The organism is Sphingomonas sp., assembly GCF_050725575.1.
Classification (GTDB): Bacteria; Pseudomonadota; Alphaproteobacteria; order Sphingomonadales; family Sphingomonadaceae; genus Sphingomonas.
The window spans coordinates 12,485-29,434 of the sequence record NZ_JBOHHW010000033.1; the positions used below are offsets into that span (position 1 = coordinate 12,485).

Below are 16,950 nucleotides of genomic sequence, written 5' to 3' on the forward strand. Positions count from 1 at the left end.
GACGACAGATGATCGTCGCCCATGGCCACGCGACATGGGTGACCGCCACCCCTGTTCCGACGAAATCGACCCCTGTTATTTCGCATTCCACCCCTGTTCCTGATAACAGGGGTGGCGCCAAATAAGTCTTTGAAAACCAGTCCGGATTTTGAGTGCAGAATCCAACTTAACAGGGGTGGCTTTTTTTATTCGTCAATAACAGCGGAATTGCCGGGCCCGCTCAGCGTTTTTCGCGCTCGCCGAATGTTACCAGGCTCTCATCGCCACTGGCGGACAATGCCGAGACGCCGATGAAATTATCGTCGACCGGCACCTCCTTCAAAACGGTGTCCGGCGCCGTCACGTCGACCGCATTGGTCCAGTTCTGTGCATCGCTGCGCCGCCAGCGCACGCGGTAGCTCGCGGCGCCGGGGACGGCGGCCCATTTGACATTCGTGTTGCGCGACAGGGCGCCGGACAGCGTAACGGTCGCCGGGGCGGCGGGGGCCGAGGCGAGGCGGCGGATCGTCGCGACATTGATCGCGGTGACCTTGGCGAGATAGTCGAAGTCCATCCGGTCGGGTGTGTCGCCATAGCGTACGCCCTTCTCGGTGCGCAGGTCCTGGTGCTGCGCATCCCAATTCTCGACCGCCGAGGTGAAGCGGATCGCGGGGAAACCGAGCTTCAGGAACGGCTCATGATCACCGCCGCGCCCGAACCGGTCGGGGCGCCGCACGACGAACACGTCGAGCCCGGCGGGCAGGGTGGCGGCAACGCCATCGACCGTCTTGGCGAGCGCGCGTGACGGGCCGTCATCCTCGCCGCCTGAGGCGCGACGTGCGATCTGCGCGGCAATGTCTTCCGATGCGCGGATGCCTTCGGAAAAGACCCTCACCCGGTCGGCGACGCGCACGCCGCCCTGGCCCAGGCTGTTGCCGACAATGTCGTTGTTGAGCATCGCGCTGACGGTCCATTTCTTCTGCTGCGCGGTCTCGGCGAGCAATTGCCCGCCCCACAGGCCCTGTTCCTCGCCCGACAGCACGGCATAGACGATCGTCGCCTTGAACTTCTGCTTCGACAACAGCCGCGCCGTCTCCAGCACGAGCGCGGTGCCGGAGCCATTGTCGTTGGCGCCGGGCGCATCGCTCGTCGCATTCATCTCGTTGCTCACGCGGCTGTCGATATGCGCCGCGACGATGACCACGCGAGTCGGCTCCTCGCCCTGCTGGAAGCCGAGCACATCGACGACATTGACCCCGTTCGGCGCGCGCGGCCCGACAAAGGTGCGCGCGATATTGGCGACGGTGATGCAGCCGTCACAGGCATCGGCGATCCGCGTCAGCTCGGCGCCCGCCCAGCCACGCGCCGCGTCGATCCCGCGTCCGGGCTTGTCGGGGGTGGAAAGCGTATGTCGCGTGCCGAAGCCGACCAGTTTTTCGACGGTCGCCTTGAGCCGTACAGGGTCGGGCGCGTCCTGCGCTGCGGCAGGCGTGGCGAGAATCAGGGCGGCGAGGGGGAGGGCGGGGATATAGCGCATCCCGGCATGATGGCGGGGCGGGTCAGGCAGGGCAAGCGCCCAACTCTGCCGGGGTCAGCTCAACCGGTCGATCGCATCGCGGTCGAGCGATCCCGGGATGATCATCAGCGGAATCGGCAACGCGCCTGCATCGGTGCCGGCGAAATGGCTGACCAGCGGGCCGGGCGCGCCGGTCGCCGCGGCGCCCAGCACCAGTGCGGCGATATCGGGATTCTCGGCGATCATCTCACGGATGATCTTCGGGCCATCGCCTTGTTTCAGCGTGATCGAGGGGCGCAGGCCCGATTCTTCCATCAGCGTGCCGGCCGCGCCCGCGACCAGTGCCTCGGCATGAAGCCGCGCTTCTTCCTCGATCGTCGCCTGGACGCCGCCCCATTGCACGAAATCGACCGTCGGCAGCAGCGTCAGTATCTCCACCCCACCGCCGGTCTTGACCGCGCGGCGCGCCGCAAAGCGCAGCGCGATCACCGCTTCCGGACTGTCGTCGATCACCACCAGATAGACACGCATGCCTTTGCTCCCCTGATGCATATAGGTGACGCTACGGCGCGTCGGGCGCAAGTGGCGCGAGGGCGGACTGGTGCCTGTCCGGCACCCGGATCGGACGACCGGAGCGTTTTGCGCGCACGCCGGTCTTGACCGGAGCCATGCCGGGGGCGAAGGAAACGGGCCGCTACGGATTCGGTTAGAGGACGCTACCTGATGCCCATCGAGATCAAGATGCCTGCTTTGTCGCCAACGATGGAGGAGGGCACGCTCGCCAAATGGCTGATCAAGGAGGGGGATACGGTCAAATCTGGCGATCTGATGGCGGAGATCGAGACCGACAAGGCGACGATGGAGTTCGAAGCGGTCGATGAAGGCGTGGTCGGGAAAATCCTGATCGCCGAGGGAACCGACAATGTGAAGGTCGGCACGGTCATCGCGACGCTGATCGCCGAGGGCGAAGATGCCAGCGCTACCGCCGAGACGCCCGCGCCGAAGGCCGAGGCAAAGGCCGAACCCGCGGCGGCCGAACCTGAAGCGAAGGCTGAAGCGCCCGCACCGGCCACTGCTGCGCCGACACCGGCCCCAGCACCGACACCTGCACCTGCTGGAGGCGACCGTGTGAAGGCGAGCCCGCTCGCGCGGCGCATTGCAGCGGAAAAGGGCATCGAGCTCTCCGCACTCAGCGGTTCCGGTCCCAATGGTCGGATCGTCAAGGCCGACCTGGAGGGCGCCAAGGCCGGTGCCGCTCCTGTTGCCAAGGCTGATGCGCCCGCCGCTGCACCGACCGCGGCCGAAGCCGGGCCCGCTGCCACAACCAAGCCTGCCGTCATTCCGGACATCCCGCATGAAGCGGTCAAGCTGTCGAACGTACGCAAGACGATCGCGCGCCGCCTGACTGAATCGAAGCAGACCGTGCCGCATATCTATCTGACGGTCGATATCCGGCTCGACGCATTGCTCAAGCTGCGCGCCGATCTCAACGCCGCACTTGAGTCGCGCGGCGTGAAGCTCTCGGTCAATGATTTGCTGATCAAGGCGCTGGCCGTGTCACTGATCCGCGTGCCGAAGTGCAATGTGATGTTCACCGGCGACCAGCTGATCACCTTCCAGCGCGCCGACATCTCGGTCGCGGTCAGCGCGCCGTCGGGCCTGATCACGCCGATCATCACCCATGCCGATACCAAGGCGATCTCGGCCATCTCGACCGAGATGAAGGACCTGGCCGGCCGCGCGCGCGAACAGAAGCTCAAGCCCGAGGAATATCAGGGCGGTACCGCGAGCCTGAGCAATATGGGCATGTTCGGCATCAAGCAGTTCGAGGCGGTGATCAACCCGCCCCAGGGCATGATCATGGCGATCGGCGCGGGCGAGAAGCGGCCCTATATCATTGACGATGCGCTTGGCGTCGCGACGGTGATGTCGGCGACCGGCAGCTTCGACCACCGTGCGATCGATGGCGCGGACGGCGCCGAGCTGATGCAGGCGTTCAAGGCTTTGGTGGAGTCGCCCCTTGCCATGGTTGCTTAAAGGGATGGCGCGGACGCTCGTCGAGCTTCTGCATATCGTGGCCGGCGTCGTCGCGACTGCCCTGATCGCGTCGCTCGCGGTATGGGCGGTGCCGGTCGCCGGCCGGACCATCTGGTGGGTGGCCTATTTCTCGATGCTGGCCGTCGCCTTCATGGGCATTCGTCCCTTGCGGGCGGCATGGAAAGCCGATCGCGCGCGTCGCAACGGCACGACCACGGATGAGTGATGTCCTGCCTGCGGGCGCGCCGGCGATCCGGGCGACCGGCATGGCTGCGGACGCCAATCCGTACGGCAAGATCTTCGTCGGCTGGTTGATGGGCCAGATGGCGCTGGCGGCCGGGTCGGTCGCATCGCGGCATTGCCGAGGCCGGGCCCCGGTGGTCGCGGCGGACGGGTTCAGCTTCACCGCGCCGGTGTCGATCGGCGACGAGGTGTCGTTCTTCGCCGAGATCGTCGCGACCGGGCGGACATCAATGACCGTCGCGGTCGAGGTATGGCGGCGCGAACGGCATGGCGAGCGCAGTGCCCGGGCCGCCAAAGGAAGTTTTACACTGGTTTCGATGGGGGAGGACGATCGGCCTTCCCCGCTTGTGTCATAAGGAAATATGCGTGGCTGATACCTACGACCTGATCATTCTCGGTTCCGGCCCCGGCGGCTATGTCGCGGCGATCCGCGCGGCGCAGCTTGGCCTGAAGACCGCGATCGTCGAGCGCGAACGGCTCGGCGGTATCTGCCTCAACTGGGGCTGCATTCCGACCAAGGCACTGCTGCGGACCTCGGAAATCTATCATTACATGACTCATGCCGCCGATTACGGCCTGAGCGTCGAGAAGCCCGGTTTCGACCTGACCAAGATCGTCGAACGCAGCCGCAAGGTTGCCGGCCAGCTCAACATGGGCGTCAAAGGCCTGATGAAGAAGAACAAGGTGACCGTCGTCGAGGGCACCGGCACGCTCACCGGCAAAGGCAAGCTCTCGGTCAAGCAGGGCGACAAGGTCACTGAGCTGGAGGCGAAGAACATCATCGTCGCGACCGGCGCGCGGGCGCGCGACCTGCCGTTCGCCAAGGCGGATGGAAAGCGCATCTGGACTTATCGCCATGCAATGGTGCCGGAAGAGATGCCGACCAAGTTGCTGGTCATCGGATCGGGCGCGATCGGCGTCGAATTCGCCAGCTTCTACAATGATATGGGCGCCGATGTGACGATCGTGGAAATGCTCCCGCGGGTCGTGCCGGTCGAAGACGAAGAGGTGAGCGCCTTCATGGAAAAGGCGCTGACCAAGCAGGGCATCAAGATCCTGACCAGCGCGGGGATCGAGAAGCTCGAGACTGGCGCGAAGGGCGTCACCGCTTCGATCAAGGGTAAGGACGGCAAGGTCGAGACCGCCGAGTTCAGCCATGCGATCGTGGCGATCGGTATCGTGCCCAATACTGAGGAGATTGGGCTCGAGGCGCTCGGCGTCGAGACTGACCGCGGCCATATCAAGACCGATGGCTATGGCCGCACCAATGTCGAGGGGCTGTTCGCAATCGGCGACGTGACCGGTCCACCGTGGCTGGCGCACAAGGCAAGCCATGAGGGCGTGGTGTGCGTCGAGGCGATTGCCGGGCAGAAGCCGCATCCGTTCGAGACCTGGAACATCCCCGGCTGCACCTATTCGCGTCCACAGGTCGCCTCAGTCGGCTTTACCGAGGCCAAGGCCAAAGAAGCTGGGTATGAGGTGAAGGTCGGCAAATTCCCCTTCATCGGCAATGGCAAGGCGATCGCGCTGGGTGAGGCGGAAGGGTTTGTGAAGACGGTGTTCGATGCGAAGACCGGCGAACTGCTCGGCGCGCATATGGTCGGCGCGGAAGTGACCGAGCTGATCCAGGGCTATGTCATCGCACGCCAGCTCGAGACGACCGAGGCCGAGTTGATGGAGACGGTGTTCGCGCATCCGACCATTTCGGAAACGATGCACGAAAGCGTGCTCGGCGCTTATGGACGAACTCTCCACATTTGACTGCTACGCGGTGGCGGCACTGTAACGATCCATCACTCGACCTGGGGGCAGAACGACCATGCTGAAATATCTGGGCGCCGCAATGCTGGCGCTGACGTCCGTCTCTGCCGCCGCCGAGACGGTGGTCGTCACTGCCGACAAGATGGTCGATGTCATCACCGGCAAGGTGATCGAGAGCCCGGCGGTGGTGATCGAGAATGGGCGCATCACCAGCATCCTCGATTCGCGTACCGCCGACTGGAACGGCAAGGCGGTGAAGCATATCAATCTGGCCGGGAAGACGATCCTGCCCGGCCTGATCGACATGCACGTCCATCTGACTTCGGTCGCCGAGATCGGCGGCTACCGCGGCCTGCAATATACCGACAGCTTCTGGAGCGCAGTCGGCGTCGCCAATGCGAAGAAGACGCTGGCGGCAGGCTTTACCTCGGTACGCAATGTCGGCTCGGCCGGTTTCCAGGATGTCGGCCTTCGCGAAGCGATCGATGGCGGCTGGGTGCAAGGCCCGCGCATCACCACCGCGGCTTACGCGATCGGCGCGACCGGCGGGCATTGCGACGACAATAGCCTACCCCCTTCGCTCGACCGGCAGCAGCCCTCGGTGATCAACACGCCGGAGGAAGCGCGCGCGAAGGTGCGCTGGCTGCACAAATATGGTGCGCAGGTGATCAAGATCTGCGCCACCGGCGGTGTCTTCTCGCTCGGCGACAGCGTTGGCGGACAGCAGCTGACCGTCGAAGAGATGAAGGCGATCGCCGACGAGGCACATATGCTGCACCTGAAGGTCGCGGCGCATGCGCATGGCGACGAAGGGATTCGCGCGGCAATTCTCGCCGGGATCGACACGATCGAGCATTGCAGTTTAGCGTCGGACGAGACGATCAAGCTCGCCGTGCAGCATCGCACCTGGTTCGACATGGATATCTATAACGACGATTATATCCTCGCGACCGGCACCAGCAACGGTACCGAGCAGGAAAGTCTGGACAAGGAAAAGGCGATCGGTCTGAAGCAGCGCCAGACCTTTCAGCGCGCGGTAAAGGCCGGAGTGCCGATGCTGTTCGGCACCGATGCCGGGGTCTATCCGCATGGCGACAACGCCCGGCAGTTCGCCAAGATGGTCGAATGGGGCATGACCCCGATCCAGGCGATCCGCGCCGCCACCTCCGATGCGGCGGTGGCCTTGGGCAAGACCGCCGATGTCGGCGCGATCGCGGTCGGGCGTTACGGCGATATCGTCGCGGTCGATGGCGATCCGCTGACCGATGTGCGCGTGCTCGAAAAGGTCAGCGCGGTGATCAAGGGCGGCGAACTGGTCAAGTGACGCGGGCCGTCGCGGCGTATTCCGCGACGATCGGCTGATACTGTTCCATGGCCGGGACGGTTGCGAAGCTATGCCTGGCCGGGGTCTTCGCCCAGGGAAGTGCTTCGTCGGTATAGGTTTCGACAAAGGGCACGAACCAGCTCGGGTCGTCGAGCATGGTCGCGCGGACATTGACGAAGCCCATATCGGGCTCGATCCGGGTAAAGACCCAGCTCTTGCACCAGTCGCAATGATGGTGCTTCGCCTGATCGCCGTGCAGGCCGCCAATCGCTGCGTCGCCCTGGGTTACGGCAAAGCCGTCGCTCGGGACGCAGACCGTGGTGGAAAAGGCGCTGGCGCTCATCTTCTGGCAGCCGGTGCAATGACATACGCCAGTGAACAAGGGCGAGCGCGTGATGCTGAAGCGCAGCCGGCCGCAGCGGCAACCTCCGTCCATCGGCAGGGTCGGGTCGGTCATCGCGGCGGTTCCTTTCGCACTGGACAGAGTGGCAGTTGGGCAAGACATTAACGCTGCAACGGGGAGAGGGTGGCATGACGACAATCGCAATTCTATGGCCGGTCTTTGCCCTGGTCGCGCTGGTGACGATCGTGTGGTTCACCATGTTCGTACAGCGGCTCGGCCATATGAAGCGCAACCCGCCGACCGCACGTGACTTTGCCGATGGCGAATCCGCGCTACGTTATTTCCGCCCGGTCGAAATGCCCGCGAACAACTTCGCCAATCTGTTCGAAATGCCGGTGCTGTTCTTTGGGCTGATTCCGCTATTGATGATCACGCATCACGCGAACCATATCCAGGTCATTCTTGCCTGGGCCTATGTCATCCTCCGTGCGGTGCACAGCTTCATTCATATTGGACCCAAAAAGGTCCAGCTGCGCTTTATGGCCTATCTCCTGTCCTGCGCGGTGTTGATGGCGATGTCGATCGGCTTCTTCATCGACATGCTTGGTGCCGCGAGGATCCTGTCCGACATCGGCTGACGCGATCGCGGATGACGGCGCTGTCAGTATGCGGTATGCAGGCTGGGGGTGGGGGATGAATGATGCGGAAACTGAAGCTGTTATCGGCTTTTGCCGCGGCAATGGCGCTGATCGGAGCAGCCGATGCGCCGCCGGTGGCGCGCGACCTGGGTGCCAATCTCGAACGCTTCGATTATCCTTGGCCGGTCCAGACCATGACGGTCGACATCGTCGGACAGCCGGCCAGAATGGCGTTCATGGATGTGGCGGCCGACCGGCCCAATGGCCGCGCGGTCGTGCTGCTCCATGGCAAGAATTTTTGCGGAGCGACCTGGGAAAGCAGCGTGCGGGCGCTGACCCGTGCCGGCTACCGCGTGCTGATCCCCGATCAGATCGGCTTCTGCAAATCCTCCAAGCCGCGCGCTGCCCAATATAGTTTCGCGATGATGGCGACCCTGACGCGCAAGCTGATGGACTCGCGCGGCATCCCCAGGGCGTCGATCGTCGGCCATTCGATGGGCGGGATGCTCGCGATGCGCTTCGCGATCATGTATCCCGGCAGTGTCGACCGGCTGGTGCTGGTTAACCCGCTCGGCTTGAAGGACAGCAGCCAGGAGGGGCTCGGCTATGCCGATGTCGACGCCTTATGGGCCAGTGAGAGAAAGGCCGATTTCGCGTCGATCAAAGCCTATCAACTAACCAATTATTATCATGGCAGCTGGAAGCCATCTTATGACCGCTGGGTGTGGATGCTGGCGGGCATGTACCAAGGCGCTGGGCGGGATACGATGGCCCTGGTACAGGCCAAGGCGAGCGAGATGATCTATACCCAGCCGGTCGCGCATGAACTGGAACGCATTACTTCACCCACGACGCTGATCGTCGGCACGCTCGACAAGACGGCGTTCGGGCGACAGCGCGTGCCGACATCGCTGCAGCAGTTCATGGAGGCGATTCCTCACGCCGCACCGGCCGCGGCGCGGCGGATGGGGAGTGCCATATTGATCCGTCTGGATGGCCTCGGTCATTCGCCCCAGATCGAAGCGCCGGAGCGCTTCGAACCGGTGCTGCTGAATGCGGTCAGGCCGCTGCCGCGTCGCTAGATTCGACAAAGAGCGTTTCGTCGCTGGGCGCACTGATCAGCATCGTCGTGGCCGGCGCGGCGCGCTCGAGCGTGCGTACGGCATCGATCGCGACATGTTTCAGCCGGCCATCGATCGAGGCGCCATTCTCTATCGAGATGGTTTCATATTCGACGTCGCCGGTGATGCGCGCGGCACGCTCGATGGTCAGCTGACGCACCGACACCGCGCCATCGATCGCACCGGCGAGCCGCGCGGTTTCGGCTTTGACGAGGCCGACGATGCGGCTTTCAGTGCCCTGGACGAGGCTACCGCAATCGACATCGCCCTCGACCCGGCCGTCGATGTGGAGGTCGGCTGTGGCAACAATATTGCCGGTAACGATCACGTCGGGGCCGAGTACCGAGAACATGCCACGCTTGGCCCCCGGCACATGCGGCTGCGACCCCGGCGAATTGGCCGCGGCACCGGTGTCACGCCCACGATTATTGCTGTTGAACATCGAATCGAATCCCCGCTCTCGAATCCACGAATCACGTCATTGCCTATCATAGGTTACCGCCGTGTTCGCAGCGCAGATCGTCAAACCGTGCGCGCTATCAGAGGACTGTCGTTCGCGGCGGGTTTGAGCAGCGGGCGGGCGAGCTGAACGGCCGCCGCGAACATCGCGATCGCCGCCAATATGGGCAGCGCATCGACGCCGCCGACATGGCCGAGCATGGCGAGTGTCGATACCCCAGGGTCGTCGCGACATGTCGCAAATATATTGAAGGAGACGGGGCGAAATCGACCGTCGGTCAATATAAAATACATGTCGCACAGGCTCAGTTAGGGCGTGTTAAGCGATCCCACAAATATCGGGTGGACGGATGTTTTTGCGCTTCGCTTCGGCTCGTCCACGGGTTAGGCTCGGTTCATCCTGAAAAAGGGGGCGATCACCGGCTATGTCGGGACACACAGGGAAGGGGCGCCGTGGCAGAATCAAAGAAGATGGCCCCAAGGCTAGGGGTCTTTCAAAAACTCGCTTGCAAGCTGGGGCACCATCATCGCGACGGAAGTAATGTCCGCCGGGTGCAGAAGATGTGGCGCAGCGTGTGCATCGGTTGCGGAGCGAGCATGGTCAAGACGGACGATGGCTGGGTCCGGCGGATTGACTTGCCGGGTGCCGACATCTCGACCAAGGCGGGCGAACACGGGCTCTGATCGCCGAACCGGCGCGGCTGTCATACCTTATTTGGCCGCTCTGGTTGCGCGGTGCCTCGCACTGTGTTGATGTGCAGACAGATTAGACCGGAGGTGATGGATGGCGACAGCTCCCGTGGTTGATCGGCCGACGATACCGTCGCCGCCAGGGCTGCCGGTCGTTGGACACCTTCATCAGATCGCCCGGTCGGGACTCATCGGATATTTGCTGCGCGTCAGCCGTGAATTTCCGGGCGGCATCTTCAAGCTGAAATTCGGCAGCCGCGTCGGCCTGTTTGTCACCAGCCCTGATCTGGTTGCCGAATTGTGCGACGAAACGCGTTTCCGCAAGATGCCGGGGCCGGGCTTGCGCGTGGTGCGCAAATTCGCCGGCGACGGGTTGTTCACCGCGTTCAGCGAAGAGCCCAATTGGGGCAAGGCGCACCGCATCCTGCTGCCGGCGTTCAGCCAGCGTGCGATGCGCGGTTATTACGACATGATGCTCGAGGTCGCTGACCAGATGGTCGCGAAATGGAGCCGGCTGTCGGGCACCGACGTACTGGTCGCCGATGACATGACGCGCTTCACGCTCGATTCGATAGCGATCGCCGGGTTCGGGCACCGCTTCGACAGTTTCGAGAAGGAGGAGCTCGACAGTTTCCTCGAAGCACTGGCGCGGGTGCTGGGCGAATCGCTCAACATGATCACGCGGATGCCGATTCAGCAGCGCTTCGCGAAAAAGGCCGAGCGCCAGTATGAGGCCGACATCGCCGAGATGAACGCGCTCGTTGACGGCATCATTGCCGAGCGGCGCAGGAATCCGAACGACGGCAAGGATTTGCTCAACCTGATGGTCAGCGCGATCGACCCGGAAACGGGCGAGGGGCTGGACGATATCAATATCCGCTATCAGGTGCTGACCTTCCTGATCGCCGGGCATGAGACGACATCGGGCCTGCTGACCTTTTCGCAGCATTTGCTGCTGCGTCATCCGCATGTGCTGGCCCAGGCCTATGCCGAAATCGACCGGGTGCTGCCGGGTGAAAAGCGGCCGGATTATAGCGACATCGCCAAGCTGGAAGTGATCGAGCGCATCCTGAAGGAAGCGATGCGGCTGTGGCCGACCGCGCCGGCCTTCACCCTGGCGGCCTATGAAGATGAAGTGATCGGCGGGCATTACACCGTGCGCAAGGATCGCCCGATCAACGTCTTCTCGCCCGGCCTGCACCGGGATCCCAGCGTATGGGAGGAGCCGGACGAGTTCGACATCGACCGCTGGCTGCCCGAGGCGGAGGCCGCGCGGCATCCGCATGCCTATAAGCCATTCGGCAATGGCGAGCGCGCGTGCATCGGCCGGCAATTCGCGATGGTCGAGGCGAAGATGGCGCTGGCCATGATCCTGCAGAAATTCGCCATCAGCGATCCGCACAATTATCGCCTGCGCATCAAGGAAACGCTGTCGATCAAACCGGACGAATTCTACATGCGGGTGCGGTTGCGCCAGCCGCATGAGCGGATCGCGGTGGCGCCTGCGCTGGAAGCAGCAGACGAGGAAGCGCCTGTCGCTGTGGTCTCAGGCAGCGGCCAGCGTTTTGCGGTGATCTATGGATCGAGCCTGGGCACCGCGCGCGACATTGCCGAGGAGATCGCCGCGCGCGCCAATCTCGACGGGTTCGAAACCATCGTGCGGTCGATGGACGAGAGTTTCAAGGGTGGATCAGAACCTGAGGACAAGGTGATCGTGGTGGTTACCGCGACCTATAATGGCCGTGCGCCCGATAGCGCGGTCGAAGTCGAGCGAGCGCTCGATGCCGGAGCGTTCGACGGCGCCGACTGGTCGGGCGCGCGCTTTGCGGTGCTCGGTATCGGCAATTCGCAATGGCCCAATTATCAGAATTTCCCCAAGCGCGTGGACGCCGCGATCGAAGCCGCTGGCGCGACGCGGCTGCTGCCGCGGGCGGAAGCCGACGGGCAGGGCGATTTCGACGGTGCGGTCGCCGGCTTTGTGCGCGACCTGTGGAAGGCGCTGGGCAGCGAGGCGGAGCCGAGCGAGTCGACTTCGACTCTGTCGCTGCAGGTGGTCGATGCGTCCGACGTACGGGCTCAGGCTTTGCCCGAACATGCCCAGCGGCTTGAGATCGTCGGCAATGAGGAGATGATCAGGCCGGCCGACGGATTATGGGATTTCACCAAGGAGCCGCCCCGGCCATCGACCCGCTTCATCCGCATCCGCCTGCCCGAGGGGCAGCATTATCACAGCGGTGATCATGTTGCGGTCTATGCGCGCAACCGCCCTGACCTGGTGACGCGGGCGATCGAGCGTCTTGGCCTGGCTGGAGCCGCGCAACTGCGTGTCGATGGGCAGGGCGGGCGGTTCAGGCATCTGCCGCTCGGCCAGACCGTGACGGTGCGGCAACTGCTGACCGATTTCGTCGAATTGTCCGATCCGCTGCCCAAGCGCGCGCTTGGCGTGATCGCCGCGCAGACGCGTTGCCCCAACACCAAGCGGGAACTGGCGCGGATCGAGGACAATTACGAGACGGAGATTGTGGACAAAAGGCTGACCCTGCTTGATCTGCTCGATCATCATCCGGCAGCTGAGCTGTCGCTCGACAGCCTGGTCGAATTATCAGCGGCGATCGCGCCGCGTTTCTATTCGATCGCGTCGAGCCCGTTGGTCGACCCCAACATCGCGGACCTGATCGTCGGCACGATGGCGGCGCCGGCCTGGTCCGGGCTTGGCGAGCACCGCGGCTTTGCCAGCGGCTATATGCAGGGCGTCGCGGCGGGCGATCATGTGTTTGGTTATGTCCGGCGGCCCAATCCGCCGTTCGCGCCCACAGCCGATCCGAGCGTGCCGATGATCCTGATCGGTCCCGGCACTGGTTTCGCGCCGCTACGTGGCTTCATCCAGGAACGCAGCAGCCAAAAAGCGGCCGGTGAGGATGTCGCACAAAGCTTGTTGTTCTTTGGTTGCCGCCATCCTGATCATGACTGGTTCTGCCGCGATGAGATCGAGGCCTGGGCGAAGGAGGGGGTGATCGATCCCTATCTCGCTTTCTCCGCAGTCGAGAGCCATCCGTGGAAGTTCGTGCAGGACGCGCTATGGGCGGAGCAGGAACGCGTCTGGGCGGCAATCCAGGCCGGCGCGCATATCTATCTGTGCGGCGACGGGCGCTTCATGGCGCCGGCGGTGCGCGACACGCTGATCCGCATCCAGATGCAGCAGATTGGCGACGAACATGCTCAAGGGTCGGAATGGCTTGAAACGTTGATCGAGGATAGGCGTTTCCACCAGGACGTGTTCGGGTTCGGCAAATGATGTCGAGCGGAGGATTGCGTTGATATCATAATCGCACCGCAAAGCGGGCGGAACGGGGAGAGAGTGATGCTGCAACTGTCGGGCCAGGATGCCTCGTTCGTCTATCTGGAGACACCGCATACGCCGATGCATATCGGGTCGGTTGGCATCTATGACCCGTCAACTGCGCCGGGCGGGTTCGTTCGCTTCAAGGATGTGCTGAGCTTCATCGAGAGCCGGCTGGGCGGTGCGCGCAGTTTCCGCCAGCGGCTGGTGCGGGTACCGTTCGATCTCGATCATCCCTATTGGATCGAGGATCCCGAGTTCGACATTGAATTCCATGTTCGTCACATCGCCTTGCCCAAGCCCGGTGACTGGCGGCAATTATGCATCCAGGTCGCGCGGCTCCATTCGCGCCCAATGGACCTGAGCAAGCCGTTATGGGAGTTCACCGTCGTTGAAGGCCTCGACAATGTCGAAGGCCTGCCGCCGGGCTGTTTCGCCTTGGTGTCTAAAGTGCATCACGCGGCGATCGACGGCATGTCCGGGGTCGAGATGTCGGCCGCGGTGCATGATCTCGATGCGAGCATGAAGCCGCCGGAAAAGACCGACGACTGGCAACCCGAGAATATGCCCAATGTCGCCGACCTCCTGACGCGCAGCTATTTCAACTCGCTGCGCCAGCCGATGCGGGTGATGGAGACGATCGGTCGGTCGCTGCCCGGCATGGCCAAGCTCGCTGCGACGGTGAGCAAGGGTGATGTCAGCATCGCCAATACCAAGATGGCGCCGAAGACCCGCTTCAACGGCAAGGTGTCTGCACACCGGGTGTGGGATGCCGTGCCGTTCAAGCTCGCGGATATCCGCGCGATGAAGGAGGCGGTGGCCGATGCGACGGTCAACGACGTGATCCTGGCGATCGTCGGCGGGGGCCTCAGGCAATATCTCGACGACAAGGGCGAACTGCCCAAGGAATCGCTGACTGCGATGGCGCCGATCTCGGTGCGTGGCGAGGGCGAGAAGGCCGCGCTGGGCAATCTCGTCTCGGCGATGGTGATCCCGCTCGGCACGCATATCGCCGACCCGATGGAGCGGCTGCAATATGTCCATGACCAGGCGGTCAACTCGAAGGCGATGACCAATGCGGTCGGCGCGCGCACGCTGGCCGATTACAGCCAGTTGATCCCGTCCGGCCTCGCGGGACTGGCAGCGCGGCTCTACACCCGCGTGGGGGCGGCCAATACCCATGCGCCGGTGTTCAACACGGTGGTGACCAATGTGCCGGGCAGCCGCGTGCCGATGTACTTCTGCGGTGCGCGCATGGTCGCGATGTACGGCACTGCGCCGGTGTTCGATTCGATGGGGTTGATCAATCCGGTCTATTCTTATGGCGACACCATCGCGGTGTCGTTCACCTGCGACCGCGACATGATGCCCGATCCGCAGAATTATGCGGCGGCGCTGCGATCGTCGTTCGAGACGCTGAAGGCGGCGACCGTTGGAACGCCGTGGCAAAGCCCAAACCGGCGGCGGCCAAGCCCAAAGCCGCCGCCAAACCCAAGGTTGCACCGACAAAACCCGCTACCCCCAGGAAAACCGCGGCGAAACAGACCGCACCAAGCCGGAAACCGGCAGTCCGCAAGCAAGGAGCAAAATGATGGCCGAGAAGAAAAGCACCGCCGATAAGGTCAAGGATACGATCAACGAGCGCGTCGTCGATCCGGCGAAAAAGGCTGGCGAGGCGATGCAATCGTCGGGCAAAAAGCTCGCCGAGGGAAGTTCAGCGGTCGGCCTGAAGATGCTCGACCAGGCCGAGGCGAATACGCGCGAGGCATTCGCGGCGATGCGCGCGGCAGCGGGCGCCAAGGACCTGTCCGAGGTGATGAAGATCCAGGGCGATTTCCTGCGCGACCAGGGCAGCCGCAGCATGGCGCAGGCCCGCGAAATCGGCGACTTGATCATGCAATTCGGCAAGGACGCGGTCGCGCCGCTGCGCGGCAAGGATTGAACCACCCTCTTTGGAGCGGATCGGCCAGCCCCGCATCGTCGCGTGGCTGGCCGTCTGATTTCAGTGACGAGCCGATAATATTGCAACGATGATGACCTCGCTCAATCATGACGTTCTCATGAAGAAATTGTGAAAAAAAGTTCATTTGAATTAATAGCTTAGCAAGAGCACCTCCTTCGCGTCGGTTAAAACCGGCTGATCGAGGAGATGGAAGATGTCATGGTCGACCGCCACCGCAGCATCGATTGCGGGAAGTCTATTGATTCTGGCAAGTCCTGCTTCGGCTCGGACTTATGACTGCTCAAAAGCCGGTAATGCCAACAAGGCTGCTTGCAAGGGAACGACGCCAGCGGCAGCGGCGAAGCCTGTAGCCGCCGCAAAACCGAAAGCGACTCCGGTCAAGACTGCGGCGCCGGCGGCCACGGCAGCGCGCAACTATGACTGTTCCAAACCCGGCAATGCCAACAAGAGCGTCTGCAAGAGCGCCGCAGCATCCGTGTCGCGTCCCGCACCAGTCGCTGCCGCCGCGCCGGCCAGAGCGCCGCAGCCGCGTCCCGCGGTTCAGCGCGCGGCACCGGCACAGCCATCGGCTCGCACCGTCGCTTGGACCACCAAGACGGGCAAAGTGGTGCATTATGACTGTTCAAAGGCCGGGAATCTGAACAAGCAAGCCTGCAAATAACAGCGGCCGATTCCGATGTGACCGCCTGACGGGGCGGGCAGGTCGCTTCCCGTCAGTTGGTGCTACTGGCTGGCGGCTATGCGTGTCCTGCGAATGGGTAGACCAGCGCCTTCAACCCGCTCCGCTCGAACGGGTGCCAGTCGCCATCAGCCTGTGCCAGCCGGTCGGCGATTGCGTAGAGTACCGCCGGATTGACGCCCAGGCCGCAATGGCTGCCATGGACTTGGATATTGTCGGTCTGCGCATCGCGCGGTTCGATGCAGTTCTGCCACGCGACGATGCCGTCCTCACGCGTGAAGATCGAGGTCGACGGGACTGGCGGCGGCGCTTCGCTTTCGCGCATTTGCGAGCGCGCATCGTCGCTGTCGATATGATGCCCGGTCAATATCTGATAGGCGCGCCAGGCATTGGTCGCGCGGGGTGATCCGGTGAAAGGCGAGCCTAGCGTAATGACCTGCCGTACCGTATCGGGGGCGCGGCGGGAAAGCTGGCGCGCCATGACGCCGCCCAGGCTCCAGCCGACAATGCTGACTTTCTTGCCGGTCAGTTCATGGATGGCCTTGAGCCGGGCGAGCAGCTTTTCCCCCTCGCGTCCGATCGCCTTGGGGCCGAGGTTGCGGCCGAGTTCCCAGGCATGAGCTTCATAGCCGAGGCCAGTCAGGAATTTGCGCAGCACAGTGGTCGACACATCGGAGGTGACGAAGCCCGGCAGCACCAGCACCGGGTGACCATCGCCACGCGGCGCAGTAGCGAGGATTGGTGCGGCAAAGCCAAGCGACCCGAACTCGGCCAGCGCGCGCGGCAATTCCGTCAGCGCGAGCAGCGCGGAGGGCGCGCGGATCGCTTCCGGATTATGTGCCTGACTTGCCATCAAA

The 16,950-nt window shown here is 63.4% G+C and carries 16 protein-coding genes; 10 read left to right on the forward strand and 6 right to left on the reverse strand.

The genetic code is table 11. The features are described 5' to 3' along the window. Positions 1 to 220: 220 nt before the first annotated feature. Both ACRECS_RS18975 and ACRECS_RS18980 read right to left on the reverse strand, forming a co-directional pair. The gene (locus ACRECS_RS18975) at positions 221 to 1,516 is read right to left on the reverse strand and encodes a M28 family peptidase (protein WP_431584508.1); all 1,296 of its coding nucleotides are present in this window, start codon (positions 1,514 to 1,516) and stop codon (positions 221 to 223) included. Between the two features lie 54 nt (positions 1,517 to 1,570). Further along, entirely contained in the window at positions 1,571 to 2,026 is a 456-nt protein-coding gene (locus tag ACRECS_RS18980) for a universal stress protein (RefSeq protein WP_431584509.1), read from the reverse strand. Positions 2,027 to 2,218: 192 nt separating this feature from the next. On the opposite strand from ACRECS_RS18980, the gene ACRECS_RS18985 reads away from it, so the two are divergent. From ACRECS_RS18985 to ACRECS_RS19005, 5 genes are read left to right on the forward strand one after another with little or no spacing between them, the layout of a single operon-like run. Further along, the gene (locus ACRECS_RS18985) at positions 2,219 to 3,532 is read left to right on the forward strand and encodes a pyruvate dehydrogenase complex dihydrolipoamide acetyltransferase (RefSeq protein ID WP_431584510.1); all 1,314 of its coding nucleotides are present in this window, start codon (positions 2,219 to 2,221) and stop codon (positions 3,530 to 3,532) included. 4 nt (positions 3,533 to 3,536) lie between these two features. Then, a complete protein-coding gene (locus ACRECS_RS18990; protein ID WP_431584511.1) occupies positions 3,537 to 3,758 on the forward strand; it encodes a hypothetical protein in 222 nt (73 codons plus the stop codon). Then, on the forward strand, positions 3,751 to 4,131 hold the full coding sequence (locus ACRECS_RS18995; RefSeq protein WP_431584512.1) for an acyl-CoA thioesterase: 381 nt from the start codon (positions 3,751 to 3,753) through the stop codon (positions 4,129 to 4,131). The genes ACRECS_RS18990 and ACRECS_RS18995 overlap by 8 nt, the downstream gene beginning before the upstream one ends. Positions 4,132 to 4,141: 10 nt before the next feature. Beyond that, positions 4,142 to 5,536, forward strand: a complete 1,395-nt coding sequence (gene lpdA / locus ACRECS_RS19000; RefSeq protein ID WP_431584513.1) for a dihydrolipoyl dehydrogenase — start codon at positions 4,142 to 4,144, stop codon at positions 5,534 to 5,536. A gap of 58 nt (positions 5,537 to 5,594) precedes the next feature. Next, positions 5,595 to 6,860, forward strand: coding sequence for an amidohydrolase family protein (locus tag ACRECS_RS19005; RefSeq protein ID WP_431584514.1), 1,266 nt, complete (start codon positions 5,595 to 5,597; stop codon positions 6,858 to 6,860). Here ACRECS_RS19005 and ACRECS_RS19010 read toward each other — a convergent pair. Then, positions 6,853 to 7,317, reverse strand: coding sequence for a GFA family protein (locus tag ACRECS_RS19010; RefSeq protein ID WP_431584515.1), 465 nt, complete (start codon positions 7,315 to 7,317; stop codon positions 6,853 to 6,855). The two genes, ACRECS_RS19005 and ACRECS_RS19010, sit on opposite strands and share 8 nt — an antisense overlap. A gap of 74 nt (positions 7,318 to 7,391) precedes the next feature. Here ACRECS_RS19010 and ACRECS_RS19015 point away from each other — a divergent pair, with 74 nt between their 5' ends. Together ACRECS_RS19015 and ACRECS_RS19020 are read left to right on the forward strand one after the other, a co-directional pair. Next, positions 7,392 to 7,841, forward strand: a complete 450-nt coding sequence (locus ACRECS_RS19015; RefSeq protein ID WP_431584516.1) for an MAPEG family protein — start codon at positions 7,392 to 7,394, stop codon at positions 7,839 to 7,841. A 62-nt stretch (positions 7,842 to 7,903) separates the two neighbouring features. After that, positions 7,904 to 8,923 (forward strand): alpha/beta fold hydrolase, encoded by a 1,020-nt coding sequence (locus tag ACRECS_RS19020; RefSeq protein WP_431584517.1) that lies wholly within the window; start codon positions 7,904 to 7,906, stop codon positions 8,921 to 8,923. On the opposite strand, the gene ACRECS_RS19025 is transcribed toward ACRECS_RS19020, so the two are convergent. Together ACRECS_RS19025 and ACRECS_RS19030 are read right to left on the reverse strand one after the other, a co-directional pair. Beyond that, positions 8,901 to 9,404: a bactofilin family protein gene (locus ACRECS_RS19025; protein ID WP_431584518.1), complete on the reverse strand. Its 504-nt coding sequence runs from the start codon at positions 9,402 to 9,404 to the stop codon at positions 8,901 to 8,903. The two genes, ACRECS_RS19020 and ACRECS_RS19025, sit on opposite strands and share 23 nt — an antisense overlap. A gap of 80 nt (positions 9,405 to 9,484) precedes the next feature. Then, positions 9,485 to 9,622 carry a hypothetical protein gene (locus ACRECS_RS19030; RefSeq protein ID WP_431584519.1) on the reverse strand — a complete coding sequence of 46 codons (138 nt, stop codon included), beginning with the start codon at positions 9,620 to 9,622 and terminating at the stop codon, positions 9,485 to 9,487. 583 nt (positions 9,623 to 10,205) lie between these two features. Here ACRECS_RS19030 and ACRECS_RS19035 point away from each other — a divergent pair. The 3 genes from ACRECS_RS19035 (at position 10,206) to ACRECS_RS19045 (ending at position 15,393) form a co-directional block, all read left to right on the forward strand. Beyond that, entirely contained in the window at positions 10,206 to 13,406 is a 3,201-nt protein-coding gene (locus tag ACRECS_RS19035; RefSeq protein ID WP_431584520.1) for a bifunctional cytochrome P450/NADPH--P450 reductase, read from the forward strand. A 66-nt stretch (positions 13,407 to 13,472) separates the two neighbouring features. Further along, positions 13,473 to 15,071, forward strand: a complete 1,599-nt coding sequence (locus ACRECS_RS19040) for a WS/DGAT/MGAT family O-acyltransferase (RefSeq protein ID WP_431584521.1) — start codon at positions 13,473 to 13,475, stop codon at positions 15,069 to 15,071. Beyond that, positions 15,043 to 15,393 carry a phasin family protein gene (locus tag ACRECS_RS19045; protein WP_431584522.1) on the forward strand — a complete coding sequence of 117 codons (351 nt, stop codon included), beginning with the start codon at positions 15,043 to 15,045 and terminating at the stop codon, positions 15,391 to 15,393. Before ACRECS_RS19040 ends, ACRECS_RS19045 begins: the two co-directional genes overlap by 29 nt. Positions 15,394 to 16,151: 758 nt before the next feature. Here ACRECS_RS19045 and ACRECS_RS19050 read toward each other — a convergent pair. Beyond that, positions 16,152 to 16,946, reverse strand: coding sequence for an esterase/lipase family protein (locus tag ACRECS_RS19050; RefSeq protein WP_431584523.1), 795 nt, complete (start codon positions 16,944 to 16,946; stop codon positions 16,152 to 16,154). Between the last annotated feature and the right edge of the window lie 4 nt (positions 16,947 to 16,950).

Coding starts and splice junctions, on each gene's coding strand:
- ACRECS_RS18975 (WP_431584508.1), bottom strand. CDS start 1,516: ATGCGCTATATCCCCGCCCTCCCCCTCGCCGCCCTGATTCTCGCCACG.
- ACRECS_RS18980 (WP_431584509.1), bottom strand. CDS start 2,026: ATGCGTGTCTATCTGGTGGTGATCGACGACAGTCCGGAAGCGGTGATC.
- ACRECS_RS18985 (WP_431584510.1), top strand. CDS start 2,219: ATGCCCATCGAGATCAAGATGCCTGCTTTGTCGCCAACGATGGAGGAG.
- ACRECS_RS18990 (WP_431584511.1), top strand. CDS start 3,537: ATGGCGCGGACGCTCGTCGAGCTTCTGCATATCGTGGCCGGCGTCGTC.
- ACRECS_RS18995 (WP_431584512.1), top strand. CDS start 3,751: ATGAGTGATGTCCTGCCTGCGGGCGCGCCGGCGATCCGGGCGACCGGC.
- ACRECS_RS19005 (WP_431584514.1), top strand. CDS start 5,595: ATGCTGAAATATCTGGGCGCCGCAATGCTGGCGCTGACGTCCGTCTCT.
- ACRECS_RS19010 (WP_431584515.1), bottom strand. CDS start 7,317: ATGACCGACCCGACCCTGCCGATGGACGGAGGTTGCCGCTGCGGCCGG.
- ACRECS_RS19015 (WP_431584516.1), top strand. CDS start 7,392: ATGACGACAATCGCAATTCTATGGCCGGTCTTTGCCCTGGTCGCGCTG.
- ACRECS_RS19020 (WP_431584517.1), top strand. CDS start 7,904: ATGCGGAAACTGAAGCTGTTATCGGCTTTTGCCGCGGCAATGGCGCTG.
- ACRECS_RS19025 (WP_431584518.1), bottom strand. CDS start 9,404: ATGTTCAACAGCAATAATCGTGGGCGTGACACCGGTGCCGCGGCCAAT.
- ACRECS_RS19030 (WP_431584519.1), bottom strand. CDS start 9,622: ATGCTCGGCCATGTCGGCGGCGTCGATGCGCTGCCCATATTGGCGGCG.
- ACRECS_RS19035 (WP_431584520.1), top strand. CDS start 10,206: ATGGCGACAGCTCCCGTGGTTGATCGGCCGACGATACCGTCGCCGCCA.
- ACRECS_RS19040 (WP_431584521.1), top strand. CDS start 13,473: ATGCTGCAACTGTCGGGCCAGGATGCCTCGTTCGTCTATCTGGAGACA.
- ACRECS_RS19045 (WP_431584522.1), top strand. CDS start 15,043: ATGGCCGAGAAGAAAAGCACCGCCGATAAGGTCAAGGATACGATCAAC.
- ACRECS_RS19050 (WP_431584523.1), bottom strand. CDS start 16,946: ATGGCAAGTCAGGCACATAATCCGGAAGCGATCCGCGCGCCCTCCGCG.